This is a genomic window from [Acidovorax] ebreus TPSY (assembly GCF_000022305.1).
Classification (GTDB): Bacteria; Pseudomonadota; Gammaproteobacteria; order Burkholderiales; family Burkholderiaceae_C; genus Diaphorobacter; species Diaphorobacter nitroreducens.
Genome location: NC_011992.1, coordinates 3,272,501 through 3,297,280, shown reverse-complemented (window position 1 = coordinate 3,297,280; position 24,780 = coordinate 3,272,501). Strand labels below are relative to the sequence as shown.

Below are 24,780 nucleotides of genomic sequence, written 5' to 3'. Positions count from 1 at the left end.
CGGTAACGCCTTATTCAGTCAGTTCTTTCAGGAGATTTGCAATGGCATCGACCATCAATACCAACGTCGCCTCGTTGACCGCCCAGCGCAACCTGGGCATGAGCCAGGCCTCCCTCAACACCTCCATCCAGCGCCTGTCGTCGGGTCTGCGCATCAACAGCGCCAAGGACGACGCCGCCGGCCTGGCCATCTCCGAACGCTTCACCAGCCAGATCCGCGGCCTGAACCAGGCCGTGCGCAATGCCAACGACGGTATCTCCCTGGCACAAACGGCCGAAGGCGCGCTCAAGGCGTCGGGCGACATCCTGCAGCGCGTGCGTGAACTGGCCGTGCAGTCGGCCAACGCCAGCAACAGCGCCAGCGACCGCCAGGCCCTGCAGGCCGAAGTCGGCCAGCTGGTCTCTGAACTGGACCGCATTTCGCAGACCACCGAGTTCAACGGCACCAAGCTGCTGGACGGCACCTTTGGCACGCAGCAGTTCCAGGTCGGGGCGAACGCCAACCAGACCATCATTGCCGCCACGGGCAACATGCGCACCAACGTGTATGGCAACAACCAGAACACCGCTGTCAATGGCGCGGGTGCTGCGGGTGTGGCGGCTGCCTGGGGTGCCAACGGTGCCACGGCCGGTGCCGTGGCCATCAACGGCGCGCTGGGTTCCTCCACGGTGACCACGGTGGTCAATGCCACGGCCAAGGCCACGGCGGATCAGATCAATGCGGTCAAGTCTTCCACGGGTGTGTCGGCAACGGCACGCACGGACATGGAAGTCACGCTCGGTGCCGCAGGCTCTTACTCCCTCACGCTGCAGTCCGACAACAGCACGGCGGTGAGCGTGTCCTTCAACACCTCTGGCGGCGCCGGCCTGTCGGCCGCCGTGGCGGCCTTCAACGACCAGACCTCCAAGACGGGCGTGACCGCTTCACTCAACACGGCCGGGACGGCCATCGTCCTGTCCAACGCAACGGGTAACGACATCCATATCGCCAACCTGGATGCCGCGATCACGAACGCCGGAACCGCTTCGGTGCAAAAGCTGAATCAAGCCGGGGCTGCCAGCGGTGGCGCCGTGGTCGTGGCTGCCCTTGGTGCTGCGGGCAACCAGGCACTGGTCAGCGGCAACATCACGCTGGACTCTGAAAAGTCGTTCTCGATCACTTCGGCTTCTACGGCGCTGACCACGGGGGGCTCCACGCTCAACAAGGTGGCTGATCTGGACGTGACGACCTTCAAGAAGGCGTCCGACGCGCTGAAGACCGTGGACTCGGCCCTGTCGTTCATCAATGGCGAGCGCGCCAAGCTGGGTGCCCTGCAGTCGCGCTTCGAGACCTCGATCAGCAATCTGCAGGTGACATCGGAGAATCTGTCCTCCTCGCGCAGCCGCATCCTGGATGCCGACTTCGCAGCAGAAACCGCCAACCTGTCGCGCGCCCAGATTCTGCAGCAGGCCGGCACCGCCATGGTGGCACAGGCCAACCAGCTGCCCCAGGGCGTGTTGTCCCTGCTGCGCTGATAAAAGGTAGGGGGCAAGGGCGCGCGAAAGGCCCGCCTCCTTACTTTTTCAGGTGCGCGGCGGTGAGTTTTCTCACTGCCGCGTTTCGTCGTTCCAGGGGCACACCTGTCGTGGCGGATGACGCGAGAGATTGGCGGCTTTCTCCCTCGTTTATCGGGGCGACGCCATCGGCGCTGGACCAGATAATTCTTGCGTTACCCGGATATCCATCTAAGCGCATACTGAGGAGGTGATTCATGGCGAGCTTTTCATCGATTGGCGTCGGCCTGGGCGGCAACGTGGATGTGAACGCGCTCATCCAGGCCTCCGTGGATGCGGTCAAGCTTCCCATCTCCCGCACCAATGGCTTGAACGACCAGGCCAAGTTCACACAGTCCAAGATTTCAACATTTGGACAGCTCAAGTCCATGGTCTCCACCCTGCAGACGGCGGCGAGCAAGCTGACGAGTGTGACGGGATGGAATGCCGTCAGTGTCGCGTCTTCGGACTCCAGCGCCGTTTCGGCGACGGCGATCGGTGGGACGGTGGAAACGAACTTTGGAGTTGAAGTGCAGCGCCTGGCCAAGGCGCAGCTGTCCACTTCCGCGGCCCTGCAGCCGGTGGGCGGCAAGCTGGGGGCCGGGACGCTGAAGCTGGAAGTCGGGCGCTGGGACGCAGGAGGGGGTGGGGCTTTCACCGCTTCGGATAGCGTTGTCGGGCTGGATATCACTGTAAGCGCCAACGACACATTGGCGGACATTGCAGGAAAGATCAACGGCTCCAATGGGAGCGTCACAGCCACCATATTGACGGACGCCTCGGGCGAGCGCCTCATGCTGCGCAGCAAGGCCACAGGCGAAGAGTCGGGTTTTCGGCTGTCCGCAACGGATGCGGATGGCCAGTACGCTGATGGCGCTGGTTTGTCGCGCCTGGCTACGGGCATGGCCACCGATTACGGGGCTAATGCGTTGGCCACGATCAATGGCTTTGAGGTGACATCGCCCACCAATACTTTTGCCAATGCGGTGGCGGGCGTAACCTTCAAGGCCGAGAAGGTGACCACCGCCGCCGTGCAGATTACCGTGACCAAAGACGCGGCTGCGGTGAAAAAGAACATCGAGGACTTTGTCATCGCCTACAACGCGGCCAACCAGGCGCTGAGCGATCTCACCAGCTACGACCAGGCCACCAAGACGGCCGGACTGTTGCAAGGCGACTCAACTGCGGTGGCGCTGCAGAACACGTTGCGCAATGTGGTGCAGTCGCTCTCCAGCAGCACGGGGGCGTTCCGCACACTGTCCGATATCGGGGTGGGTGTCATCAAGGGGGGGGACTTGTCGATAGACAGCACCAAGCTCGATACTGCCTTGAACGACCCCGCAGCTCTCAAGGCCCTTTTCCTGGGAGCTGACGGCCACGAGTCCGCCACGGACGGCGTGGCAGAGAAAATCAAGGCTGCAACCTCCAAGATGCTGGATTCCGATGGTTTCTTTGCCGCCAAAGACACCTTGCTGCAGAACGCCCTGAAGCGTAACGCGAAGGAAATCGAGCGCATCAATGATCGGGCGGACAGCACGGAAACGCTGTTGAAGGCGCGCTATACGGCGCTGGACTCCAGAATGAGCCAGCTCAATGCCCTTAACGCCTACATCGCCCAGCAGGTCACCACCTGGAACAAGTCCTCGGGCTGAAAAGGCTTCAGTTTGACGGCGTGATGCCGATAAATTGAATAGCAGCCAGCTCAAGGATTACCACCATGTTCAGTACCTTCAACCCCCGCGCAGCGTCCGCCTACCAGCGGATCAATGTCGAAACCAGCATGCACACGATCGACCAGCACCAGCTGGTCAGCCTGCTGCTGGATGGCGTGCTGAGTGCCGTGGCCACCGCCCGTGGCGCGCTGGCGCGCAGCGACGTGCTGACCAAGTGCAACAGCATCTCCAAGGCGGTGCGCATCCTGGAGGAAGGCCTGATGACCGCGCTGGACCGCGAAGGTGGCGGCGAGGTGGCGGCGAACCTGGAGGCGGTGTACGACTACGCGCTGCGCAGGCTCATTGAGGCGAACGCGGGCAATGACGACGCCAAGCTGCAGGAGGTGGCCCGCCTGATCGAGCCGATCGCGCTGGCCTGGAAAGAGATGAAGAAGAGTACCGAGGCGGCCAACGACGTGGCGCAGCCCGCGCTGGCGGAGGCCTGAAGAATGCCCGACATGCTGATTGACTACTACAAGGCCATCGAGGACAGCAGCGCCAAGATGCTGGAGGCGGCCAAGCTCAAGGACTGGGACGGCGTGGTGCGCTACGAGGGCACCTGCGCGGTGCTCATCGAGCAGTTGCGCTACCAGTCGCAGCAGCAGGAACTGGCGCCTGAGCACCGCAAGGAAAAGGCCCGCATCATGCAGCGCATCTTGCGCAACGATGCCCAGATCCGCTGCCTGGCCGAGCCCTGGCTGGCGCAGTTCGAGCACCTGTTCGACGGGCAGCCGCAGATGATGCACTGACGTTGTGCTTTCCTTCCCTGGCTGCGGCGTGATGGCGCCGGGCAGGGGCTCCAGGGGCAACGCAAAAAGCCGGCACCGCAAGGTGGCCGGCTTTTTTTATATACGAAATGTGCCTCTAGCGCTTATCCAGCAAGTGCTGGCAGCTATCAAATCATGAGCTAAAGTCGCGTCGATGCGGGCCTTACACTTGCATGTTCATGATGTCGGTGTAGGCCTGCACCATGCGGTTGCGCACATGCAGCGTGGCCTGGAAGCCGATCTGCGCCTTCTGCATGGCGACCATGGTTTCCTCGATGCTGACGTTGGGGTTTTCCAGTTGCACTTCGCGTTGCAGGCCGCTGGCCTGGTCCTGCGCGGCGCTCACGGACTGCAGCGCGTTCTTGAACGCCGAGGAAAAGCCGGCCTCCTGCACGCCTTCCTGCGGCGCGGTGACGCGGCGCGCCACCTGGGTGCCGGTGAGGGGAAACTGGGTGCTGTTGATGCGCAGGTCCATGGTGGGATCGGGAAATGTCAGGAATGGCGCAATCGTAGGGCGCCGCGGGGCGCGCAGAGGCGGGAAATGATGGCCAAAGCCGCGCTTTATCGGCTGAACGGCGGACGGGGCGGATTCCATAATCGCCGCACGCCAGAGCCTCGCCTGGCGCCCGTCTTTTTGTGGAAAACCCGATGTCTGCAGTTGCCGAAGTTCCCGTCGCTCCGCCTCCCGTCGCCAGCCCTGGCTGGCCGCAGCGGCTGGCCTCGCTCGACCGTGCCGCACGCCTGCGCCTGGGGGTGGTGGCAGCGCTGCTGGTCGCGGCGCTGCTGGCCGCATTCTTCTACAGCCGCCAGCCCGACTACCGGGTGCTGTTCTCCGGCCTGAACGACAAGGACGGCGGCGCCATCGTGGCGCAGCTGTCGCAGATGAATGTGCCTTACAAGTACACCGAAGGGGGCGGTGCCATCCTCGTGCCGGCCGAGCGCGTGCACGACGTGCGCCTGCGCCTGGCCACGCAGGGCCTGCCCAAGGGATCGGTGACCGGGTTCGAGCTGATGGAGACCAACCGCTTCGGTGTCACCCAGTTCCAGGAGCGCCTGAACTTCCAGCGCGGGCTGGAGGGGGAGCTGACGCGCTCGATCCAGGCGCTGGCCTCGGTGCAGAGCGCACGCGTGCACCTGGCGCTGCCACAGCAAAACGGTTTCTTCCGCGAGCAGCAAAAGCCCTCGGCCTCGGTGTTGCTCAGCCTGTACCCCGGGCGCTTCCTGGACCGCGCGCAGCTCGCAGGCATCGTGCACCTGGTGGCCTCCAGCGTGCCGGAACTCGCTCCCTCAGCCGTGAGCGTGCTGGACGATACCGGCAAGCTGCTGTCGCAGACGCCCGACATGGCCGGCGCCGGCGTGGACGCGCAGCAACTGGCCTATGTGCAGCAGATCGAGCAGCAGTACGCGCGCCGCATCCTGGACCTGCTGGAGCCCGTCGTGGGCAAGAACAACGTGAAGGCCCAGGTGACCGCCGAAGTGGACTTCAACCAGACCGAGTCCACCGTCGAGCAGCACAAGCCCAACCTGGCGCCCGATGCCAGCGCCGTGCGCAGCCAGCAGGTGGTGGAAAGCGGCGGCACGCCCGGCGCGCAGCCACCCACGGGCGTGCCTGGCGCGGTGACCAACCAGCCACCGCAGGCCTCTGCGGCTCCCATCAACGGTGCCAACCCCGCACCCACGGCGGCCGGTGGCGCGCCGGGCAGCGGCGCTGCGGGCCAGGCCAAGCGCGAGTCCATCACCAACTATGAGGTGGACAAGACCACCCAGGTGACGCGCGGCGGCGCCGGCGCCATCAAGCGTGTGAACGCAGCCGTGGTGGTGAATTACCAGCCCGTGAGCGAAGGGCCGGGCAAGCCCGCGGTGAACAAGGCGCTGACGCCTGAACAGCTGGAGCAGATGACGGCGCTGGTGCGCGAGACGATCGGCTTCAACAAGGAGCGCGGCGATTCCGTCAACCTCATGAATGCCCCCTTCCTGGTGGAGGAGGTCCCCCCGGGCGAACTGCCGCTGTGGAAGCAGCCCGAAACGATCGAGTTGGCCAAGACGCTGGGCTGGCCGCTGGGCATCTCGCTGGCCGCGGCCATCCTGCTGCTGGGGCTGCTGCGCCCGGCGCTCAAGGCCCGCGCCCGCGCCGTGCAGATGGCGGCGCAGCAGCCGGCGGGGGCGCAGCTGAGTGCCATCGCCTCCGAAGAACTGCAGCGCCCCGGCCTGCCGGCGCCTGCGCAACCCGAAGAGCTGCAGCCCACGGCGGAACAACTGCGCCTGGAAGAGGCGCGCCAACTGGCCCGCGACAACCCCGTCGCCGTGGCCAGCATCCTCAAAACCTGGGTCAATGGCGACTGACGCCGCCGGCCCACACCGAATCACGAGACTGTCATGGACGAGCAAGGCCTGAACGACGCCGCCATCATGCTGATGTCCCTGGGCGAGGAAGAGGCCGCCGAGGTCTTCAAGCATCTGTCGCCCAAGGAAGTGCAGAAGCTGGGCGAGACCATCGCGCGCATGCGCACCGTCTCCCGCGAGAAGGTGGACGAGGTGCTCAACCGCTTCACCAGCGACGCGGCTGCGCAAAGCCTGCTGGTGTCCGACACCAGCAACTACGTGCGTGCCGTGCTCAAGCGCGCCCTGGGCGACGACAAGGCCGCGTTGCTGATCGACCGCATCCTGCAGGGCGGCGACGTGTCGGGCATCGAAAGCCTGAAGTGGATGGACCCGCTGTCGGTGGCCGAGCTGCTGCGCAACGAGCATCCGCAGATCGTCGCGGCCATCCTGGTGCACCTGGACGCGGAGCAGTCCTCGGACATCCTGATGCACCTGACCGAGCGCCAGCGCAGCGAAGTGATGCTGCGCATCGCCACGCTGGAGGGCATACAGCCCACGGCCTTGAAGGACCTGAACGAGGTGCTGTTCAAGGTGCTGGCCGGCGGCGACAAGGTGCGCAAGAGTTCGCTGGGCGGCATCAAGGCGGCGGCCGAGATCATCAACCTGCTGGGTTCGGGCATGGATGCGGCGGTGCTGGAGTCCATCCGCGGCTACGACATAGAACTGGCCCAGAAGATCATGGACAAGATGTTCGTGTTCGATGACATCGTCAAGCTCGACGACCGCGCCATCCAGACCGTGCTGCGCGAAGTGGCCTCCGAGACCCTGGTGGTTGCGCTCAAGGGAGCGCAACCCGAGGTGCGCGAGAAGATATTGTCCAACATGTCCTCGCGCGCCGCAGAGGCGCTGCGCGAAGACCTGGAGTCGCGCGGCCCGATGCGCCTGTCCGAGGTGGAGGCGCAGCAGAAGGAAATTCTCAAGACGGTGCGGCGCCTGGCCGACGAGGGCCAGATCGCGCTGGCCAGCGGCGGCGACGACGCCTTTGTGTAGGACTGATCAATGACCCGGTCCCTGCGTTATTACACCCGCTTCATCCCGCGCGAAGAGGTGGGCGACGTCACCCGTTGGGAGTTCGGTGACGTGGAGTTTCCCCCGGGCAGCCAGCCGCTGGCGCCCGAGCCGCCGGTGCTGGAGCCCGAGGCGGCGCCCGTTGCGCCCGGTATCGACGAGGCGCAGCACCAGGCCCTGGTGCAGCAGGCGCGCGAAGAGGGCTATGCCCAGGGCCTGGCTGAAGGCCAGGAGCAGACGCGGCTGCAGTGGCAGCAGCGCATGGACGACTACGTGGCCGGCCAGGGGCGCGAAGGCGCCGAACGGCTGGCCCGGCTCGCCCAGGCGCTGGAAGAAAGCTTCACCGGCATGCAACAGGGCATGGCGCAGGAGGTATTGCAACTGGCCTGCGACATCGCGCGCCAGGTGGTGCGCCAGGAGGTCGCGGGCAACTCCCAGGCGGTGCTGCCCGTGGTGCGCGAGGCGCTGGGCATGCTGGTCAGCGAGGCGCGGCCCGCCACCGTGCGCCTGAATCCGGGCGACTGGGCTGCGCTGGAGCAGCCACTGCGCGAGGAGTTTCCCGCCGGCCGCATCCAGTGGCTGGCCGACACCGCCGTGGAGCCTGGCGACTGCCAGGTGGAGTCGGGCGGCATGGTGGTGGACGGGTCGCTGGACAAGCGCTGGCGCCGCGCCATTGCCGCGCTGGGCCTGACCGCGGCCTGGAAGGACGTGGACCATGGCGATTGAGCCGGCCCGCGCCTGGGATGATTTCATGGCACAGGCGCGCGCGCGCCTGGCGCCGGAGCAGCCGCTGGAGACGCGCGGCACGCTCACCCGCCTGACCGGCCTGGTACTCGAAGCCACCGGCATCCGCGTGCCCGTGGGGTCGCAGTGCCAGGTGCAGATGAACGGCCAGGAGCCAGTGCTGGCCGAGGTGGTGGGGTTCGCGGGCGACACGGCCTACCTGATGCCTGCGGGAGACATCCATGGCCTGTCCAGCGGCGCCAGCGTGATGCCGGCTCCCGCCTACGTGCCGGCGTTGCAGTTGGGCGCGGCGCCGGTGGAGGAAGCCGGCGCGGGCGTGGGCGCACTGCTTCTTCCCATGGGTGACGGCCTGCTGGGCCGTGTGGTGGATTCGCAGGGCAACCCCCTGGACCATGCGGGACCGCTGACGCAGGTGACGGCCCAGCCCATGGACCGCAGCCCCATCAATGCCATGGAGCGCGACCCGGTGCGCGAGCCGCTGGACACCGGCGTGCGCGCCATCAATGCCCTGCTCACCGTGGGCCGTGGCCAGCGGCTGGGCCTGTTCGCCGGCTCGGGCGTGGGCAAGAGCGTCCTGCTGGGCATGATGGCCCGCTACACCCAGGCCGACGTGATCGTGGTCGGCCTGATTGGCGAGCGCGGGCGCGAGGTCAAGGAATTCGTCGAAGACATCCTGGGCGTGCAGGACCGCGGCCGCGCCGTGGTGGTGGCCGCACCGGCCGATGCACCGCCGCTCCTGCGCATGCAGGGCGCGGCCTATGCCACGGCGATTGCCGAGCACTTCCGCGACAAGGGCCAGCATGTGCTGCTGCTCATGGACTCGCTCACGCGCTACGCCATGGCGCAGCGCGAGATTGCCCTGGCGATCGGTGAGCCCCCGGCCACCAAGGGCTACCCGCCCAGCTGCTTCGCCAAGCTGCCGGCGTTGGTGGAGCGCAGCGGCAACGGGTTGAACGGCGTGGGCTCCATCACCGCCTTCTACACCGTACTGTCCGAGGGCGACGACCAGCAGGACCCGATCGCCGACGCAGCCCGCGCGATCCTGGACGGGCACATCGTGCTGTCGCGCGCGCTGGCCGAAAGCGGGCACTACCCGGCCATCGACATCGAGCAATCTGCCTCGCGCGTGATGCACAACGTCGTGCCGCGCGCGCACTTCGAGCTGGCGCGCGGCTTCCGCGCGGTGTACTCGCGCTATCAGAAGAGCCGCGATTTGATCCAGGTCGGCGCATACATGAGCGGATCTGACCCGCAGCTGGACGAGGCGATCCGCCTGCAGCCGGGCATGACCGCCTTTTTGCAGCAGAGCATGTTCGAGGCCGCCCCCATGGACGACAGCATCGCCGCCATGGGCCAGGCGCTGGAAGGCGCGTGAGGCTAGGGCGATGGGAGGGCACGCCGCATGTCGTCGCTGAAGGCCTTCGAGGTGGCGGTGGAGCTGGCCGAACGCCGGCGCGACGCCGCGCGCCAGGCGCTCAAGAACGTGCAGGACGCGCGCCACGCCGCGCAGGCCCAGCTGGAGCAGCTCACGGGCTACGCCGCGGAAACGCAAGGCCGCTGGGGCATGAAGGCCGACAGCGCCATGCAACCCGAGGTGATGTACCACCACTACCAATTCATGGGCCGGCTGGACCATGCCATCGGCCTGCAGACGGGCGTGGTGAGCGGGCAGGACGTGCGTGTGGACAAGGCCCGGCAGGCGCTGCTGGAGGCCGAACTGCGCATGGCCAGCCTGCGCAAGGTGCTGGAGCGGCGGCGCGCCGAGGTGGCCTTACAGCAGCAGCGCCGCGAGCAGAAACAAACCGATGAGCGCGCCGCGTTGCGCGCCGGGCGGGGGGCACGCTCCCCGCAGGATCAGGAGTATTGACCATGGAACAGACCCGTATTTCCTCCTCGCCTTCCACGGCTGCGCACGAGGCGCGCGGCGCCCGGGGCACCTCCGCCAAGGCTGGCAGCGCCGCTGAGGACCAGGCGGCAGCGCAGGGCGACGGCTTTGCCCTGCTGCTGGCGGCTCTGGGCGGCGGCGAGGGCGCGGCCACGGTGCTGGACACACTGTCGGTGGCTGGCGAGGCATTGCAGACGCCCGAGGCGCTGCCGGACGCGGGCGCGCTGGCGGCCTGGGCGGCGGGTCTTCAGCCGGGAGCCGCGCTCGCGCAGCGGACGGGGGAGGCGCTGGCAGCCGAGGCGGATGCCCTGGCCGGCCGCCTGGGCCTGGGCCTGGTGCGCGCGGGGCAGGATACGCTGGTGGGGCAGACCGCCCTGCTGGACGGCGCGGCGGAGCGGGCGGCTCTGCAGGGCGGGGCCTCCATGGCGGGGCCCGGCGGCGCCGCGGGCCGCGGCACAGCCTGGCGCGCGCAAGGCATGGCACTGCAGGCTGCGGCACAGGACGCCACCGTCGCCGCGGGGGATGCCTTGCGCGCCGGTGCCCATGCGGCGCGCTCTGGCCTGCAGCAGGCCGCGGACACGGTGTCGCACCTTGCGGCGCAGGTGTCCCAGGCCGTGGATGCGACCGCGCAGCGGCGCGACGGCGTGCCGGTCGCTGGCACGCCGTTGCAGGCCCAGCCCGGCGAATGGATGGCTGCGCAGGCAGCCCCCGCGGGCATCTCGGGCGCCGCACCCGGCTCCGCAGCGGCGGGCGCTGGCGGGGCGGTCACCACCGCGGGACTGCGGGGTGCGGACGCTGCCGCAGGCACTTCGGGCGCGGAGCCTTTCAGGTCACCTGCCGAGGGGGCCGGGCTGGAGCCGGCCGACGCCACGCTGGCGGGCATGGCCGGGGCGGAGGACGCCCTGGCGGATCAGTTGGCCGAGCAGGTGGCCTACTGGGTGCACCAGAAAACCCAGAATGCCGAACTGACGCTGGACCAGGATGGCCGGCCCGTGGAGGTGAGGGTGGCGCTCACGGGCGACGAGGCGCATGTGACCTTCCGCAGCGACCAAGCCGATGCGCGCCAGTGGCTGGACGGCAGCACGGCCCAGCTGCGGGAGATGCTGCAGCGCGAGGGGCTGCAGCTCGCCGGCGTGACGGTGGACACGGCGGGTGGCGGTGCCGCCGACCGGCAGGGCCGACGGGACGAGGGCCGCCCGGGCGCGCGCCAGGCCGCCGTGCAGGCCGCCGCGCCTGCGGGGCAGGCAGGCGGCGGGCGGGGCGTGGCAGAGCGCTCGGTGGATATCTTCGTCTGACGCATCCTCGGGGTGGCCCCTGTGCCGCCCCGGCGGCAGCGGTGCGCACCGGGCGCATGCGGCTGAAAACCCGGGTTTTGGGCGCTTATTCAGGCTTTCGCGGGGCGCCGGGGCGTTCAATAATCGGCCATCACTGCGGGGAAGGGCCTTTCGGCCCGCCGCCCGCAGCCCACTTCCCCTGCCCTTGTTGCGCAAGAAAGCCCCAACGTGTCCGACAACACTGCTGCCCCGGCCAAAAGCAAGAAACTGATCATCATCCTGGCCGTTCTCGCCCTGGTGCTGGTGGCGGGCGGCGCCGCAGCCTGGATGATGACGTCCCAGCGCCATGCGGCCGAGGACGAGGAGGGCGGCGGCCGGGCGGTCGCCCAGGCGGGCACGCCCAAGACACCTCCCACCTTCCTGCCCATGGACAACATGGTGGTCAACCTGGCCGACCCCGGCGGCGACCGCTTTGCCCAGGTGGGCATCACGCTGGAGCTGGCCGACGGCAAGACGGCGGACCAGGTAAAGGCCTACATGCCCACCATCCGCAGCGGCGTATTGCTGCTGCTGTCGCAGCGTACGACCGACGAGTTGCTGACGCGCGAGGGCAAGGAGAAGCTGGCGGTGGACATCCGCCGCGAAGTGTCGCGCCCGCTGGGCTACAGCGTGCCCAAGCCGCGCAAGCGCTCGGCCAGCCGCGATCCCTTGGACGAGGATGTCGAAGAAGAAGAACCCCGTCCCCGCGCCGACACCAATCCGGTGCGGCAGGTGCTGTTCTCCAGCTTCATCATCCAGTGAGGAAAGGTTGCAGCCATGAGTGAGTCCTTTCTGTCCCAGGAAGAAGTCGATGCCCTGCTGGAGGGCGTGACGGGCGAAAGCCAGAAGACCGTCAAGGAGGAGATCGAGGCCGGCGCCGTCCGCAACTACGACATCTCCAGCCAGGAGCGCATCGTGCGCGGCCGCATGCCGACGATGGAAATCGTCAACGAGCGGTTTGCGCGCAACTTCCGCATCGGCCTGTTCAATTTCATCCGCCGCAGCCCCGAGATTTCCGTGGGCACCGTGTCGGTGCAGCGCTACAGCGCCTTCCTGCGCGAGCTGGTGGTGCCGACCAACTTCAACATCGTCGCCATTCGCCCGCTGCGCGGCAGCGGCCTGGTCGTGTGCGAACCGTCGCTCGTGTTCGGCATCATCGACACGCTGTACGGCGGCGTGGGCAAGTTCCAGACCCGCATCGAAGGGCGTGACTTCTCGGCCACCGAACAGCGCGTGATCAATCGCCTGGTGGACGTGATCTGCGCAGAGTACAAGAAGGCCTGGCAAGGCATCTACCCCCTGGAGCTGGCCTACCAGCGCTCGGAGATGCAGCCGCAGTTCGCCAACATCGCCACGCCCAGCGAGATCGTGGTGTCCACCGCCTTCCAGCTGGAGATCGGCGACCTGGCCGGCGCGATCCACATCTGCATGCCGTATGCCACGCTGGAGCCCATCCGCGACGTGCTGTACTCGTCCGTGCAGGGTGACGCGATCGAGGTGGACCGGCGCTGGGTGCGCGTGCTCACGCGCGAGATCCAGGCCGCCGAGGTCACGCTGGTGGCCGAGTTGGCGCGCGCCGACGCCACGGTGGAGCAACTGCTGGCCATGAAGCCGGGCGACTTCATCGAACTGGAGCGCGAGCCGCGCATCCGCGCCTCCATCGAGGGGGTGCCCGTTTTCGAGTGCCAGTACGGCACACACAACTCCAAGTACGCGATCCGCATCGAGGAATGCCTGCGCGGTGCCGAAGCGCACTGGATGGGAGAAAAGAATGTCAACTGAATCCGACCACAACGACAACTCTGGCGGGTCCGCTGCGGACGACCCGTTTGCCGGCTGGGCCGAGGCGCTGGAAGAGCAAAAGCGCGTCGACGGGCAGACCATCGATGCCGAGCAGGGAGGCCCGTTGTCGGGCGAGCCCGCGCGCCCCTATGCCGCCGGTGGCGAGCCGCAGGTGCACGACATCAACATGGTGCTGGACATTCCGGTGCAGCTGTCGGTGGAACTGGGCCGCACCAAGGTGCCGATCAAATACATCCTGCAGCTGGCCCAGGGCTCGGTGGTGGAGCTGGACGCGCTGGCCGGCGAGCCCATGGACGTGCTGGTCAACGGCTACCTCATCGCCCAGGGCGAAGTGGTGGTGGTGAACGATAAGTTCGGTATCCGCCTGACCGACGTTGTCACGCCTTCGGAGCGGCTGCGCCGCGTCAGCCGTGGATAGCGTGGGTATGACGCAGACGCTGCTGCTGGTGGTGCTGTTCGTCGGCGCGCTGGCGGCCTTGCCGTGGCTGATTCGCCGGCTACAGCAGCGCCAGGCGGGCTTGCAGGCCCATGCGGGCGGTGCCTCGCGTGTGCTCTCGGCGGTGGCCGTGGGGCCGCAGCAGCGCGTGGTGACCGTGGAGGTCGGCCCGCCGCAGCAACGCACGCTGCTGGTGCTGGGCGTGACCGCGCAGCAGATCAACTGCCTGCATGTACTGCCGGCGGCTGCAGCGCCGGGGTCGGCGCCAGCGCCTTCGTTTGCCGCCGAGATGGCGGCCGCGCGCGCGCAGACCGTACAGCCGGCGCATGCGGGCGGAGACGGCCATGCATAAGGCCGTGCGCGGCATTGCGGCCGGTGCGGCTGGCCTGCTGCTGGCGGGCGCCGCCTGGGCGCAGCAGCAGCCCGCGGGCGCGCTGCCGCTGGTGATCGGCTCGGGGCCGGGCGGCACGAGCTACTCGGTGCCCATCCAGACGCTGCTGTTCTTCACGGCGCTGTCGTTCCTGCCGGCCGTGCTGCTCATGATGACGGGCTTCACGCGCATCGTGATCGTGCTGTCGCTGCTGCGCCAGGCCATCGGCACGCAGTCCGCGCCGCCCAACCAGGTCATCATCGGCCTGTCGCTGTTCCTCACGCTGTTCGTCATGGGGCCCACGCTGGACAAGGTGTACCAGGAGGCCTACGTGCCCTACACCACCAACGCCATCACCTTCGAGCAGGCCATCCAGAGGGCAGAGGCGCCCATGCGCGGCTTCATGCTCAAGCAGACGCGGCAGTCCGACTTCGCGCTGTTCGCACGCCTGGCCAAGCTGGACGAGGGCGTGACGGCCGAGACTGCGCCGCTGCGCGTGCTGGTGCCGGCCTTCGTGACCAGCGAGCTGAAGTCGGCCTTCCAGATCGGCTTCATGATCTTCATTCCGTTCCTGATCATCGACATGGTGGTCTCCAGCGTGCTCATGTCGCTGGGCATGATGATGCTGTCGCCGGTGCTGGTGGCGCTGCCGTTCAAGCTCATGCTGTTCGTGCTGGCCGATGGCTGGAACCTGCTCATCGGCTCGCTGGCCGCGAGCTTCGCGACGTGAAGGATTCCGCATGACCTCCCAGTTCGTGCTCACCATGGGCCGTGACGCGCTCACCCTGCTGCTGATGATCTCCATGCCGGTGCTGGGCGTGGTGATGGCCGTGGGCCTACTGGTGAGCATCTTCCAGGCCGTGACGCAGATCCACGAGGCCACGCTGGCCTTCGTGCCCAAGCTGATCGCGGCCGTGGTGGTGTTCGCGATCGCCGGGCCGTGGATGCTGACCACGCTGGTGGACTTCCTGCGCCGCACGATCGAGGCCATTCCGTCCGTCGTCGGGTAGGCATCTTGATCACCTTCACCGAGGCGCAGATCATGGCCTGGCTGTCGCCGGTGCTGTGGCCGTTCCTGCGCGTGCTGGCGCTGTTCACGTCGGCGCCGGTGTTCTCGATGCGCGTGATCCCGGTGCGCACGCGCATCGGGCTGGCCTTTTTGGTGGCGGTGTGCGCGCAGGCAGTGCTGCCCGAGCAGCCGGTCATCAGCCTAAACAGCCGCGAGGCTGCGGGCGCGGTGGTGCAGCAGGTGGGGATTGGCCTGGCGATGGGCTTCGCTGTGCGTCTGGTGTTCGCGGCCGTGGAGCTGGCCGGCGAAATCATCGGCCTGCAGATGGGCCTGAACTTCGCTTCATTCTTCGACCCCGCGAGCAATGCGCAGGTGAGCGCGGTGGCGCGCTTCTTCGGCAACATCTCCATGCTGCTGTTCGTGGTGATCAACGGCCACCTGATGGTGTTGATGGCCGTGGTCAAGAGTTTCGACAGCTTCCCCGTGGGCGGCAACTTTCTGCAGGCCATCGGGCAGATGCGGCTGCACGAGCTGGGTGCTTCGCTGTTCTCCAGCGCTTTGTGGATCGCGTTGCCCATGATTGCGCTGCTGCTGTTCGTGAACCTGACCCTGGGCATCATCTCGCGCGTGGCGCCGCAGATGAACATCTATGCCGTGGGCTTCCCGGTCACGCTCACCGTGGGCATGCTGGGCATCACGGCCACCCTGCCGATGCTGGAGCAGCCCATGCTGGCGCTGCTGCAGCAGTCCATCGACCTGTTCGCCGCGCCGCGTTAGCCGGTCAAAAAAGAGAGCTGCCAGCGCTTGCTGCAAGCCATTTTCAATATCAAAACATATTGAAATGCTTGTGCATCAAGCGGTGGCAGCTATTGTTTTCATACCAACCGATTGCGGATCGCATACACCGTCAGCTCCGCGTTGTTGGCCAGCTTGAGCTTTTCCAGCACCCGCGCGCGGTACACGCTCACGGTTTTGGGGCTGAGCATCAGCTCCTCGGCGATGTCTGACAGGCGCTTGCCCGAGGCGATCTTCACCAGCGTCTGCAGCTCGCGCTCCGACAGCGATTCATGCGGCAGCTCGGGCGTGGGCTGCGCCAGGCTGTCGGCCAGCAACTGCGCCACCTCGGGCGTGAGGTACTTGCGCCCCTGCACGATGGTCTGCACCGCGGCGATGAGCTGCACCGGGTCGCCCGCCTTGTTGGCGTAGCCGTGCGCCCCGGCCTTCAGGCAGCGCAGCGCGTACTGGTCCTCGGGGTACATGGAGACGATCAGCACCTTGATGTCCGGGTGCGTCTCCTTCACGCTGGCCATCACCTCCAGGCCGCTGCGCCCGGGCAGGTTCAGGTCCAGCAGCAGCACGTCGCAGGCGGCCGTGCGCAGCACCTCGCGCAACTCGGGATAGCTGCCGGCCTCGCCGGTCACGTGGATATCGGGCGACTCGGTCAGCGTGTCGCGTATGCCGCGCCGCAGCACGGCATGGTCATCGCATAGCACCACCTGGATCACTGCACATCTCCTGCTTTGCCTGCGGGCGATGTTAGCGGCACGGTCATGATCACCGACGTGCCATGCCCTGGCCGGCTGCTGATGTCCATCCAGCCGCCCGCGCGCCGCGCGCGCTCCTGCAGGCCCTGCAGGCCGAAGGAGCGGGGTTTCTTGCGCATCTCGGGCGCCATGCCGCGGCCGTCGTCGGTCACCTCCAGCGTCAGCACGTCCTCGTGGTCCGACAGGTCAATGCGCACCTGGCCGGCCTGCGCGTGCTTTTGCACGTTGGTCAGCGCCTCTTGCGCGGTGCGGTAGGCCACCAGTTGCAGCGCGGGCGGCACGTCCAGCGCCTCGCGGCTGGCGGTGACGCGCACGGGGATGCGCGTGCGGCGCTCGAAGGTATCGGCCAGCCAGCGCACGGCGGCGACGAGACCCTGGTCCAGCACGGGCGGGCGCAGGTTCATCATGAGGCGCTGGGCCGCGTCGATGGCGTGCTGCAGCATCTCGGTGGCGGTGCCGGCGTGTTCGCGCAGGCCGTCCTCACCGGCGTGGCGGCCGATCCAGGCCAGGTCGAATTTCACCGCGGCCAGTGCGCCACCGATGTCGTCATGGATCTCGCGCGCGATGGCGGCGCGCTCCTCCTCGATGGAGGTCTGCAGGTGCTCGGCCAAGTCGGCCAGCTGCTGCCGGGACTCGGCCAACTCGGCCGCGGCCTCCTCGCGCGCGCGGCGGGCCTGCGCGACCTCCATCGCACGCGCCAGCACATGCGGCAGGCGCGCCATGTCGTCCTTGAGCAGGTAGTCGGCAAAGCCCAGCCGCATGGCGTCCACCGCGGCGGCCTCGCCGATCGCGCCGGACAGCAGCACGAAGGGCGGGTGCCCCGGGCATTGCTCCACGATGCGCCAGGCATCCAGCGCCGTGAAGCCGGGCAGGCGGTAGTCCGCCAGGATCACGTCGAACGATTCCCGCTCCAGCCACCCGGTGAAGGCCTCCAGGGAGTCCACTTGGTGGATCTCATGGGACAGCCCGGCGCGCCGCAGCGTCAGCCGCACCAGCGCGTGGTCGGCGGTTGAGTCCTCGAGATGCAGCACTCGCACGGGTCTTTTCGGGGCCTCAAGATCGGTGGGAGTGGGTATCATAGGATACATATTGGAACAAATTGGGCCCGAAACGGTCATTCCAGCCTGTGGCGCGGTACAACGGATGCCGTAATGCTGCAGCACAGGCGACAGGATTGGGCCCCGGACGATGGTGCCGCCGGCTGTGCGCCAGCAGCAATGGAGAAACGATGCAATCTACGCTAAATACGCCAGATGGGCCTGCCGTGCAGGTGCCCGTCATGGTGGCGGCCGAGTTGCAGGATTCCCTGCTGATGGCCATGCACGACCTGCACCGGCTGGAAGGGCTGCTCAACCACGCCACCGAGAACCTGCTCGCGCGTTTCGGCGAGGCCAACGCCTCGCTGACGGATGAGCTCATCGGCGCGTCGGCAGAGCTGGCCGATCTGCGCACCGCCTTGCGCAGTGCAGTGACGGAGTTGCAGTTTCACGACATGGCGACCCAGCTCATCATCCACACTACCAAGGTGTTGCAGGGATGCGCCTTTCGCCTGGCGGCCGAGACCATGGGACAAGAAGAGGGGGAGGACGCCGCGCCGCTGGAGGGCGTGGTGCCCGATCGGCCCAACCCTGTCACGCAAAGCGAGATGGAGGCCGGCTCGATCGAGCTGTTCTGATCCAGGCGCGGTTCCCGTATCTCCCAACCCATTAACCTTATTCAAATCAAAAGTCGTTGGAGCTTTACATGCAGTCCATTCTTGCGGTCGATGATTCTCCGTCCATGCGGAAAATGGTTTCCTTCACGCTCACCGGAGCGGGGTACCACGTGGTGGAAGCGGTGGATGGCCAGGACGCGCTGGAAAAGGCCGAGACCCACGACATCCATCTGGTGCTGGCCGACCAGAACATGCCGCGCCTGGACGGCATCGGCCTCACGCGCAAGCTGCGCGAGCATCCGCGCTTCAAGAGCATTCCCATCCTCATCCTCACGACGGAATCCAGCGACCAGATGAAGCAGGCCGGCCGCAGCGCGGGCGCCACCGGCTGGCTGGTCAAGCCGTTCGACCCCACGCGCCTCATCGAAGTGATCCAAAAGGTCATCCGCTGATCGCGCCGGCCACACCAACACCTACGACGTAGCACACAGGAACTCGGGACCATGGCGGATACCTACCAAGAGGGCGCAGGCGCGGACTTTGACCTCAGCCAGTTCTATCAGATCTTCTTCGAAGAGGCCGGCGAGAACCTGGACCAGATGGAGCAGATGCTGCTGGACCTGGACGTGGATGCCGCCAACGACGAAGAGCTGAACGGCATCTTCCGCTGCGCGCATTCCATCAAGGGCGGCTCGGCCACCTTCGGTTTTTCGGATGTGGCGGAACTCACGCACCAGATGGAATCGCTGCTGGACCGGTTGCGTCGCCACGAACTGCAGCTGATCCCGCAGATGGTGGACGTGCTGCTGGAGTCGGCGGACGCCTCGCGCAGCCTGCTGGCACGCCATCAGGCGGGCGGGCAGGGTGAGGCGGTTTCCACGCATGACCTCGTGCGTCGCATCAGCGAACTGGCGGCCGGCGCCGTGCCAGCGGCAGCGCCCGCCGCAGCGGTGCCAGCTCCAGCGCCTGTGGTTGCTGCGGCACCTGCGCCAACGCCCGCGGTTGCGCCGGTGGTGCCCGCTGCGGCGGTTCCCGGCGGCGCTCGCTCGCTGGAGATCCACATCGGTCCACTGGCCCAGGTGACATTGGCCGATGCGATCAAGGACCTGTTCCGCGACATCCCGGGCTTGGGCAGCATCAACGATCTGCCGGAAGACCGCCCCGGCATGCGCCGGTTCGCGGTGCAGACCACGTCCACGGACGAGGATCTGCTGGACCTGTTCGCATTCCATGTGGCGAAGGAGCAGGTGGCCATCCACGACGCGGCGACCTCCGCGGCGCCTGCTGCGCAAGAGGCCCATGAGCCGCTGGAGCCATCCGCTGCGGCCCTGGCCGAGCCGTACGGCTTCTTTGCCGGCGCACCGGGCGTGCCTGTCGAGGCCGCTGCTGCTGCCACCCCGGCCAGTGCCGCTGAGCGGCCCGCCGCGCGTGCCGCCTCCGCCGAGGCCAAGGGCGGCGCGCAGGCCTCCATGGAATCGTCCACCATCCGCGTGGCGGTGAGCAAGGTGGATCAGCTCATCAACCTGGTGGGCGAACTGGTCATCACCCAGGCCATGCTGGCGCAGAACAGCCGTGGCCTGGATGCGGGCGTCTACCAGCAACTGCTGGCAGGCCTGGCCGACCTGGACCGCAACACGCGCGACCTGCAGGAATCCGTGATGTCCATCCGCATGATTCCCATGTCGATCGTGTTCAACCGCTTCCCGCGCATGCTGCGTGACTTGGCGGGCAAGCTGGGCAAGAAGGTGGATTTCGTCACCCACGGCGAGGCTACCGAACTGGACAAGAGTCTGGTCGAGAAGATCACCGACCCGCTGACCCACCTGGTGCGCAACAGCTGCGACCACGGCATCGAGATGCCCGCCGACCGCCTGGCTGCGGGCAAGCCAGAACACGGAACCATCACGCTGTCGGCATCGCACCAGGGGGGCTCCATCGTGATCGAGGTGCGCGACGACGGCAAGGGCATGTCGCGCGAGAAGATCCTCAAGAAGGCGCGCGAGCGTGGGCTGGATGTTTCCGACGCCATGCCCGACAGCGAGGTCTGGAACCTGATCTTCGCGCCCGGGTTCTCCACGGCGGATGTGGTGACCGATGTCTCTGGCCGCGGCGTGGGCATGGACGTGGTCAAGCGCAACATCACCGCGCTGGGCGGTTCGGTGGAGATTGATTCCGCTGAAGGCTACGGCATGCGTGTGTCCGTGCGCCTGCCGCTGACGCTGGCCATCATGGACGGCATGTCGGTGGGCGTGAGCGACGAGGTGTACATCCTGCCGCTGTCGTCGGTGGTGGAGTCGTTCCAGGTCAACGGTGGCGAAGTGAACACCGTGGCCCAGGGCTCCCAACTGGTGAAGGTGCGCGACGAATACATGCCCGTGGTGGCGCTGGAGAAGATCTTCCAGGTGCCGCGCCCCGACGCGAATTCCACCAGCAGCATCATGGTGGTGGTGGAGGCCGATGGCAGCCGCGTGGCCGTGCTGGTCGACGAACTGCTGGGGCAGCACCAGGTGGTAGTGAAGAACCTGGAGACCAACTACCGCAAGGTGCCCAACGTGTCGGGCGCCACCATTCTGGGGGATGGCACCGTGGCCTTGATTCTGGACACGGCTGCCCTGGTGCGCCGTGCGCGCCACTGAATTGCGAAACGCTGAACGACGAGGAGTGAGGGCATGAGTCTGGTGGACAAGGGCGCAGAGACCACGGCTGCGGGCGCGAGGGAATACCTGACGTTCCGCCTGGGCCAGGAGGAATACGGCATCGACATCCTCAAGGTGCAGGAAATCCGCGGCTATGAAAACCCCACGCGCATCGCCCATGCGCCGGCTTTCATCAAAGGGGTGACCAACCTGCGAGGCACCATCGTGCCGATCGTGGACATGCGACTGCGCTTCAACTGTGCGCAGGCCGAGTACAACAGCTTCACGGTCGTCATCATCCTGAACCTGCGCGAGCGGGTGGTGGGCATCGTGGTGGATTCCGTGAGCGACGTGATGGAGCTGACGCCCGAGCAGGTACGCACGGCCCCGGACATCGAGAGCTCCATCGACGCGCAGTGCATCCGCGGGCTTGGCTCGGTGGGCGACCGCATGCTCATCCTGCTGGACATTGAAAAACTCATGGCCGGCATGGACATGGGCCTTGCCATGGCCGGGGACTGATGCGGCGAGCCGCAGCCTTCCCGCTATACACACGTTGACGAGCGCGCCATGAGCCTGACCGCCAGCCCCACCGCCGCGCCACGGCGCCCGGCCCGCCCCGCTGCGGGGGCTGCTGCTCCCGTGGCCGAGAGTGGCGAAGGGCGCGAGTTCGCCTGGACCCATCAGGACTTCGCGCGGGTGCAGTCCCTGATCTACCAGCGCGCCGGCATCAGCCTGCATGATGGCAAGCACGCCATGGTGTACAGCCGCCTGTCGCGCCGCTTGCGCGATACCGGGTACGACAGCTTTCATGAGTACCTGAGCTGGCTGGAAGGCCACGACGGGCCGGAGTGGCAGGAGTTCGTGAACGCCCTGACCACCAACCTCACGGCGTTCTTTCGTGAGCAACACCATTTCGAGATCCTGGCGTCGCTGCTGCGCATGCGCTCTGCCGGGCCATGGAACATCTGGTGCAATGCGGCATCGACCGGCGAAGAACCTTACTCGATCGCGATGACGGTCCTGGAAACCCTGGGCAACAACGCGTCTTTCAAGCTGATGGCCAGCGACATCGATTCGCGGGTGCTGGCCACGGCCGCCCGCGGGGTCTATCGCCTCGACGGTCTGAAGGGCTTGAGCCAAGAGCGCCTGCAGCGCTTCTTTCTGCGCGGCAAGGGCGGCAACGCCGGGCTGGCGCGTGTGCGCCCCGAGTTGCGCAAACCCATCGAGTTCCTGAGCGTGAACCTGATCCGCGACGACTGGCCGTTCCGCGAGCCCTTCGACGTGGTCTTTTGCCGCAACGTGATGATTTATTTTGACGGCCCCACCCAGCGACGGGTGCTGGAGCGCATCCACCGTGTGCTCAAGCCCGGCGGCATGCTGTTCGTGGGGCATGCCGAGAATTTCAGCGATTCGCGCGACCTTTTTGCCCTGCGAGGCAAGACGGTGTACGAACGCATCTGATGCGGGCATTTTTGACCTACCGCGAGGCGCTGGCGAATCCATGAGCATCACACCCGGAGCTGATCCACGGCCCTCTGCCTTGCCGGGCGGGGGGCTGGAGCGCCGGCGCACCCCACGCATCACGCCTTTGCCTGCAAATGCCTCCGCAGGCACCGCGCCTGCCATGTCGCTGCAGGAGCTCAAGGCCTGTCCGCGCAGGCCGGGTGAGGCATCGTTCTTCTTTTTCGATCACCATTTCCAGCACAACGCGGTGAAGGTCTTGCCAGGCGAGTTTTTTGTCTCGCACGACAGCCTGGCCATCATGACGGTGCTGGGATCGTGCATTGCCGCTTGTCTGTGGGACAGCCGCATGCGCGTGGGAGGCATGAACCACTTCATGCTGCCCGAGGGGGACAGCGCCGATGCGTCGGGCCGGTATGGTTCCTACGCCATGGAACTGCTCATCAATGAGATGATGAAGCTGGGCGCTCGCCGCGAGACGCTGCAGGCCAAGATCTTCGGCGGTGCCCAGGTGATGCACAACTTCACCACGCTCAACGTGGGCGAGCGCAACACCCGCTTTGTGCAAGACTATCTGGCCACGGAGCGCATTCCGGTGGTGTCGGAGGACGTGCTCGACATCTATCCGCGCAAAGTGGTGTTCTTTCCGGTGACAGGCAAGGTGATGGTCAAGCGCCTGGCGCATGCCCATCCCGAAACGCTGGAGCAGGAAGTGGTGCGGGGCAACGCGGCTACCGTGGCGCGCGCCACCAGCGGAGGCTCCGTGGATCTGTTCTGATCGGCGGCACTAACAATACAGCAAGGATTTGAAAGGCATGAGCGGCAAGATCAGGGTGATCGTGGTGGACGATTCGGCATTGGTGCGCAGCCTGCTGTCGGAGATCATCAACCGCCAGAGCGACATGGAGTGCATCGGCACGGCCAACGACCCGCTGATCGCGCGCGAGATGATCCGTGAGAAAAATCCCGACGTGATCACGCTCGATGTGGAGATGCCGCGCATGGACGGCATCGACTTTCTCGGGCGCTTGATGCGCCTGCGGCCAATGCCCGTGGTGATGATCTCGACCCTGACCGAGCGCGGCGCCGAAGTGACCATGCGGGCGCTCGAACTGGGGGCCGTGGATTTCGTCGCCAAGCCACGCGTGGGGCTGTCCAGCGGACTGAACGAATTGGCGGCTCAGATCGTGGACAAGATCCGCGTTGCGGCCGTGGCCCATGTGCGGCGCGCCCCCGCGCGCAGCGCCGCCGCCATTGTCCACCCCGATGCAGGTGCCGCTACCGCGCCGGCTCCCGCTCCCGCGGCGTCGGCGCTGCTGGGGCGCGTCTCTACCGAAAAGGTGATCTGCATTGGCGCGTCGACCGGCGGCACCGAGGCCATCCGCGAGGTCCTGATCCATATGCCGGCGGACTCTCCGGCCATCGTGATCACCCAGCACATGCCGCCAGGGTTCACCACCAGTTTTGCCGCGCGGCTCAACAGCCTGTGCCAGATCACGGTCAAAGAGGCGGTGAACGGCGAGCGAATTCTGCCCGGCCATGCCTATATTGCGCCGGGGGGGCGGCAGTTCTACCTGGCACGCAGCGGCGCCAACTATGTAGCGGTGGTGGATGACGGCCCGCCGGTCAACCGGCACAAGCCTTCGGTGGAGGTGCTGTTCAAGTCGGCAGCCGCCGTGGTGGGGCGCAATGCCTACGGCATCATGCTCACCGGCATGGGCGGCGATGGCGCTGCTGCCATGCGTGAGATGCGCGACGCAGGCAGCTACAACTACGTGCAGGACGAAGCCAGTTGCATCGTCTTCGGCATGCCGCGCGAGGCCATCGCCCATGGCGCTGCCGACGAGGTGCTGCCGCTGTCGCAGATCGCACAGGCGCTGATTGCGCGCCTGCGCGGTTCCACCGACCGGTTGCACCACCGCATCTGACCGGCCTCGTCAGGACGAGAGCGCGGACCAGCGCTCCAGCGCCTGCATCAACAGATCTTCGATCTCCCCGTCACGCGTATGCAGCGCCGTCGCCCGCGCGCCGTCTCGGCTGTACAGGCTGCCGTCCGCCAATTCTTCGCGGATCGCCTTTTGCTCGGCCTCCAGTGCGTCGATCTGGGCAGGTAGCTGCTCCAGTTCACGCTGCTCCTTGTAGCTAAGCTTCTTTTTTTGTAGCTGATCGCGCTTGTCTGACGGGCGTTTTGGCTCGTTTTTGCTTGTATTTTTCTCAGGAGCCGCCGGTCCGCCCGCGAGTGAACGGCTGCGGTTCGACTGGGCGAGCCAGTCCTGCACGCCGCCCTCATACTCCCGCCACAGGCCATTCCCCTCGAACGCAAGGGTGCTGGTGACCACGTTGTCCAAGAAGGTGCGGTCGTGGCTCACCACGAACACCGTGCCGTCGTAATCCTGCAGCAGCTCCTCCAGCAGCTCGAGGGTGTCAATGTCCAGGTCGTTGGTGGGCTCGTCCAGCACCAGCACGTTGGCGGGCCGCGCAAACAGCCGTGCCAGCAGCAGGCGGTTGCGCTCGCCGCCGG

At 66.7% G+C, this 24,780-nt stretch carries 28 protein-coding genes (1 of these 28 running past the window's edge); 24 read left to right on the top strand and 4 right to left on the bottom strand.

Annotation, left to right across the window (positions count from 1 at the left end; all coding sequences use genetic code 11):
* Positions 1 to 41: 41 nt before the first annotated feature.
* The 4 genes from DTPSY_RS18750 to DTPSY_RS15450 all read left to right on the top strand — a co-directional run bounded on the left by DTPSY_RS18750 (position 42) and on the right by DTPSY_RS15450 (position 3,993).
* Positions 42 to 1,514, top strand: coding sequence for a flagellin N-terminal helical domain-containing protein (locus DTPSY_RS18750; protein ID WP_015914354.1), 1,473 nt, complete (start codon positions 42 to 44; stop codon positions 1,512 to 1,514).
* Between the two features lie 236 nt (positions 1,515 to 1,750).
* Positions 1,751 to 3,184: a flagellar filament capping protein FliD gene (fliD, locus tag DTPSY_RS15460; protein WP_015914353.1), complete on the top strand. Its 1,434-nt coding sequence runs from the start codon at positions 1,751 to 1,753 to the stop codon at positions 3,182 to 3,184.
* 65 nt (positions 3,185 to 3,249) lie between these two features.
* Positions 3,250 to 3,690, top strand: a complete 441-nt coding sequence (gene fliS / locus DTPSY_RS15455) for a flagellar export chaperone FliS (RefSeq protein ID WP_015914352.1) — start codon at positions 3,250 to 3,252, stop codon at positions 3,688 to 3,690.
* A gap of 3 nt (positions 3,691 to 3,693) precedes the next feature.
* Complete coding sequence (locus DTPSY_RS15450; protein ID WP_015914351.1) at positions 3,694 to 3,993, top strand: flagellar protein FliT; 300 nt, start codon at positions 3,694 to 3,696, stop codon at positions 3,991 to 3,993.
* 181 nt (positions 3,994 to 4,174) lie between these two features.
* On the opposite strand, the gene fliE is transcribed toward DTPSY_RS15450, so the two are convergent.
* Positions 4,175 to 4,486 (bottom strand): flagellar hook-basal body complex protein FliE, encoded by a 312-nt coding sequence (gene fliE, locus DTPSY_RS15445; RefSeq protein ID WP_015914350.1) that lies wholly within the window; start codon positions 4,484 to 4,486, stop codon positions 4,175 to 4,177.
* Between the two features lie 173 nt (positions 4,487 to 4,659).
* On the opposite strand from fliE, the gene fliF reads away from it, so the two are divergent.
* The 13 genes from fliF (at position 4,660) to fliR (ending at position 15,738) form a co-directional block, all read left to right on the top strand.
* Positions 4,660 to 6,354, top strand: a complete 1,695-nt coding sequence (gene fliF / locus DTPSY_RS15440; RefSeq protein WP_015914349.1) for a flagellar basal-body MS-ring/collar protein FliF — start codon at positions 4,660 to 4,662, stop codon at positions 6,352 to 6,354.
* 33 nt (positions 6,355 to 6,387) lie between these two features.
* Positions 6,388 to 7,383 (top strand): flagellar motor switch protein FliG, encoded by a 996-nt coding sequence (gene fliG / locus DTPSY_RS15435; RefSeq protein WP_015914348.1) that lies wholly within the window; start codon positions 6,388 to 6,390, stop codon positions 7,381 to 7,383.
* 9 nt (positions 7,384 to 7,392) lie between these two features.
* Positions 7,393 to 8,127, top strand: a complete 735-nt coding sequence (locus DTPSY_RS15430; RefSeq protein WP_015914347.1) for a FliH/SctL family protein — start codon at positions 7,393 to 7,395, stop codon at positions 8,125 to 8,127.
* Positions 8,117 to 9,520 carry a flagellar protein export ATPase FliI gene (gene fliI / locus DTPSY_RS15425; RefSeq protein ID WP_015914346.1) on the top strand — a complete coding sequence of 468 codons (1,404 nt, stop codon included), beginning with the start codon at positions 8,117 to 8,119 and terminating at the stop codon, positions 9,518 to 9,520. Before DTPSY_RS15430 ends, fliI begins: the two co-directional genes overlap by 11 nt.
* 27 nt (positions 9,521 to 9,547) lie before the next feature.
* The gene (gene fliJ / locus DTPSY_RS15420; protein WP_015914345.1) at positions 9,548 to 10,012 is read left to right on the top strand and encodes a flagellar export protein FliJ; all 465 of its coding nucleotides are present in this window, start codon (positions 9,548 to 9,550) and stop codon (positions 10,010 to 10,012) included.
* 2 nt (positions 10,013 to 10,014) lie between these two features.
* Complete coding sequence (locus DTPSY_RS15415) at positions 10,015 to 11,325, top strand: flagellar hook-length control protein FliK (RefSeq protein WP_015914344.1); 1,311 nt, start codon at positions 10,015 to 10,017, stop codon at positions 11,323 to 11,325.
* 207 nt (positions 11,326 to 11,532) lie between these two features.
* Positions 11,533 to 12,105, top strand: a complete 573-nt coding sequence (locus tag DTPSY_RS15410) for a flagellar basal body-associated FliL family protein (RefSeq protein WP_015914343.1) — start codon at positions 11,533 to 11,535, stop codon at positions 12,103 to 12,105.
* Positions 12,106 to 12,120: 15 nt separating this feature from the next.
* Entirely contained in the window at positions 12,121 to 13,125 is a 1,005-nt protein-coding gene (gene fliM, locus DTPSY_RS15405; protein WP_011806887.1) for a flagellar motor switch protein FliM, read from the top strand.
* Positions 13,115 to 13,564 (top strand): flagellar motor switch protein FliN, encoded by a 450-nt coding sequence (gene fliN, locus DTPSY_RS15400; protein WP_011806886.1) that lies wholly within the window; start codon positions 13,115 to 13,117, stop codon positions 13,562 to 13,564. The genes fliM and fliN overlap by 11 nt, the downstream gene beginning before the upstream one ends.
* A 7-nt stretch (positions 13,565 to 13,571) precedes the next feature.
* Positions 13,572 to 13,934 carry a FliO/MopB family protein gene (locus tag DTPSY_RS15395; RefSeq protein WP_015914342.1) on the top strand — a complete coding sequence of 121 codons (363 nt, stop codon included), beginning with the start codon at positions 13,572 to 13,574 and terminating at the stop codon, positions 13,932 to 13,934.
* Positions 13,927 to 14,682 (top strand): flagellar type III secretion system pore protein FliP, encoded by a 756-nt coding sequence (fliP, locus tag DTPSY_RS15390; RefSeq protein ID WP_015914341.1) that lies wholly within the window; start codon positions 13,927 to 13,929, stop codon positions 14,680 to 14,682. Before DTPSY_RS15395 ends, fliP begins: the two co-directional genes overlap by 8 nt.
* 10 nt (positions 14,683 to 14,692) lie before the next feature.
* On the top strand, positions 14,693 to 14,962 hold the full coding sequence (fliQ, locus tag DTPSY_RS15385) for a flagellar biosynthesis protein FliQ (RefSeq protein ID WP_015914340.1): 270 nt from the start codon (positions 14,693 to 14,695) through the stop codon (positions 14,960 to 14,962).
* Positions 14,963 to 14,967: 5 nt separating this feature from the next.
* Positions 14,968 to 15,738: a flagellar biosynthetic protein FliR gene (fliR, locus tag DTPSY_RS15380; RefSeq protein ID WP_011806882.1), complete on the top strand. Its 771-nt coding sequence runs from the start codon at positions 14,968 to 14,970 to the stop codon at positions 15,736 to 15,738.
* A 98-nt stretch (positions 15,739 to 15,836) separates the two neighbouring features.
* Here fliR and DTPSY_RS15375 read toward each other — a convergent pair whose 3' ends face one another.
* Both DTPSY_RS15375 and DTPSY_RS15370 read right to left on the bottom strand, forming a co-directional pair.
* Complete coding sequence (locus DTPSY_RS15375; RefSeq protein ID WP_011806881.1) at positions 15,837 to 16,466, bottom strand: response regulator; 630 nt, start codon at positions 16,464 to 16,466, stop codon at positions 15,837 to 15,839.
* Positions 16,463 to 17,584, bottom strand: coding sequence for a hybrid sensor histidine kinase/response regulator (locus DTPSY_RS15370; RefSeq protein WP_015914338.1), 1,122 nt, complete (start codon positions 17,582 to 17,584; stop codon positions 16,463 to 16,465). The genes DTPSY_RS15375 and DTPSY_RS15370 overlap by 4 nt, the downstream gene beginning before the upstream one ends.
* A gap of 149 nt (positions 17,585 to 17,733) precedes the next feature.
* On the opposite strand from DTPSY_RS15370, the gene DTPSY_RS15365 reads away from it, so the two are divergent.
* The 7 genes from DTPSY_RS15365 to DTPSY_RS15335 all read left to right on the top strand — a co-directional run bounded on the left by DTPSY_RS15365 (position 17,734) and on the right by DTPSY_RS15335 (position 24,187).
* On the top strand, positions 17,734 to 18,180 hold the full coding sequence (locus DTPSY_RS15365) for a hypothetical protein (RefSeq protein ID WP_015914337.1): 447 nt from the start codon (positions 17,734 to 17,736) through the stop codon (positions 18,178 to 18,180).
* 68 nt (positions 18,181 to 18,248) lie between these two features.
* A complete protein-coding gene (locus DTPSY_RS15360; RefSeq protein ID WP_011806878.1) occupies positions 18,249 to 18,611 on the top strand; it encodes a response regulator in 363 nt (120 codons plus the stop codon).
* 51 nt (positions 18,612 to 18,662) lie between these two features.
* On the top strand, positions 18,663 to 20,795 hold the full coding sequence (locus DTPSY_RS15355; RefSeq protein ID WP_015914336.1) for a chemotaxis protein CheA: 2,133 nt from the start codon (positions 18,663 to 18,665) through the stop codon (positions 20,793 to 20,795).
* Between the two features lie 33 nt (positions 20,796 to 20,828).
* Entirely contained in the window at positions 20,829 to 21,317 is a 489-nt protein-coding gene (locus DTPSY_RS15350) for a chemotaxis protein CheW (RefSeq protein ID WP_011806876.1), read from the top strand.
* Positions 21,318 to 21,365: 48 nt separating this feature from the next.
* Complete coding sequence (locus DTPSY_RS15345; RefSeq protein ID WP_015914335.1) at positions 21,366 to 22,259, top strand: CheR family methyltransferase; 894 nt, start codon at positions 21,366 to 21,368, stop codon at positions 22,257 to 22,259.
* Between the two features lie 40 nt (positions 22,260 to 22,299).
* Entirely contained in the window at positions 22,300 to 23,037 is a 738-nt protein-coding gene (gene cheD, locus DTPSY_RS15340) for a chemoreceptor glutamine deamidase CheD (protein WP_041838896.1), read from the top strand.
* A gap of 37 nt (positions 23,038 to 23,074) precedes the next feature.
* Entirely contained in the window at positions 23,075 to 24,187 is a 1,113-nt protein-coding gene (locus tag DTPSY_RS15335) for a protein-glutamate methylesterase/protein-glutamine glutaminase (protein ID WP_015914333.1), read from the top strand.
* 9 nt (positions 24,188 to 24,196) lie between these two features.
* Here DTPSY_RS15335 and DTPSY_RS15330 read toward each other — a convergent pair whose 3' ends face one another.
* Positions 24,197 to 24,780, bottom strand: the 3' end of a protein-coding gene (locus DTPSY_RS15330; protein WP_015914332.1) for an ATP-binding cassette domain-containing protein. It continues 1,303 nt past the right edge of the window; only the last 584 of its 1,887 coding nucleotides appear in the window; its start codon lies off the right edge, out of view; the stop codon is at positions 24,197 to 24,199.

Bases quoted from the DNA above. Each gene is read 5' to 3' on its own strand.
- DTPSY_RS18750 (WP_015914354.1), top strand. From the start codon at position 42: ATGGCATCGACCATCAATACCAACGTCGCCTCGTTGACCGCCCAGCGC.
- fliD (WP_015914353.1), top strand. From the start codon at position 1,751: ATGGCGAGCTTTTCATCGATTGGCGTCGGCCTGGGCGGCAACGTGGAT.
- fliS (WP_015914352.1), top strand. From the start codon at position 3,250: ATGTTCAGTACCTTCAACCCCCGCGCAGCGTCCGCCTACCAGCGGATC.
- DTPSY_RS15450 (WP_015914351.1), top strand. From the start codon at position 3,694: ATGCCCGACATGCTGATTGACTACTACAAGGCCATCGAGGACAGCAGC.
- fliE (WP_015914350.1), bottom strand. From the start codon at position 4,486: ATGGACCTGCGCATCAACAGCACCCAGTTTCCCCTCACCGGCACCCAG.
- fliF (WP_015914349.1), top strand. From the start codon at position 4,660: ATGTCTGCAGTTGCCGAAGTTCCCGTCGCTCCGCCTCCCGTCGCCAGC.
- fliG (WP_015914348.1), top strand. From the start codon at position 6,388: ATGGACGAGCAAGGCCTGAACGACGCCGCCATCATGCTGATGTCCCTG.
- DTPSY_RS15430 (WP_015914347.1), top strand. From the start codon at position 7,393: ATGACCCGGTCCCTGCGTTATTACACCCGCTTCATCCCGCGCGAAGAG.
- fliI (WP_015914346.1), top strand. From the start codon at position 8,117: ATGGCGATTGAGCCGGCCCGCGCCTGGGATGATTTCATGGCACAGGCG.
- fliJ (WP_015914345.1), top strand. From the start codon at position 9,548: ATGTCGTCGCTGAAGGCCTTCGAGGTGGCGGTGGAGCTGGCCGAACGC.
- DTPSY_RS15415 (WP_015914344.1), top strand. From the start codon at position 10,015: ATGGAACAGACCCGTATTTCCTCCTCGCCTTCCACGGCTGCGCACGAG.
- fliM (WP_011806887.1), top strand. From the start codon at position 12,121: ATGAGTGAGTCCTTTCTGTCCCAGGAAGAAGTCGATGCCCTGCTGGAG.
- fliN (WP_011806886.1), top strand. From the start codon at position 13,115: ATGTCAACTGAATCCGACCACAACGACAACTCTGGCGGGTCCGCTGCG.
- DTPSY_RS15395 (WP_015914342.1), top strand. From the start codon at position 13,572: ATGACGCAGACGCTGCTGCTGGTGGTGCTGTTCGTCGGCGCGCTGGCG.
- fliP (WP_015914341.1), top strand. From the start codon at position 13,927: ATGCATAAGGCCGTGCGCGGCATTGCGGCCGGTGCGGCTGGCCTGCTG.
- fliQ (WP_015914340.1), top strand. From the start codon at position 14,693: ATGACCTCCCAGTTCGTGCTCACCATGGGCCGTGACGCGCTCACCCTG.
- DTPSY_RS15370 (WP_015914338.1), bottom strand. From the start codon at position 17,584: ATGATACCCACTCCCACCGATCTTGAGGCCCCGAAAAGACCCGTGCGA.
- DTPSY_RS15365 (WP_015914337.1), top strand. From the start codon at position 17,734: ATGCAATCTACGCTAAATACGCCAGATGGGCCTGCCGTGCAGGTGCCC.
- DTPSY_RS15360 (WP_011806878.1), top strand. From the start codon at position 18,249: ATGCAGTCCATTCTTGCGGTCGATGATTCTCCGTCCATGCGGAAAATG.
- DTPSY_RS15355 (WP_015914336.1), top strand. From the start codon at position 18,663: ATGGCGGATACCTACCAAGAGGGCGCAGGCGCGGACTTTGACCTCAGC.
- DTPSY_RS15350 (WP_011806876.1), top strand. From the start codon at position 20,829: ATGAGTCTGGTGGACAAGGGCGCAGAGACCACGGCTGCGGGCGCGAGG.
- DTPSY_RS15345 (WP_015914335.1), top strand. From the start codon at position 21,366: ATGAGCCTGACCGCCAGCCCCACCGCCGCGCCACGGCGCCCGGCCCGC.
- cheD (WP_041838896.1), top strand. From the start codon at position 22,300: ATGAGCATCACACCCGGAGCTGATCCACGGCCCTCTGCCTTGCCGGGC.
- DTPSY_RS15335 (WP_015914333.1), top strand. From the start codon at position 23,075: ATGAGCGGCAAGATCAGGGTGATCGTGGTGGACGATTCGGCATTGGTG.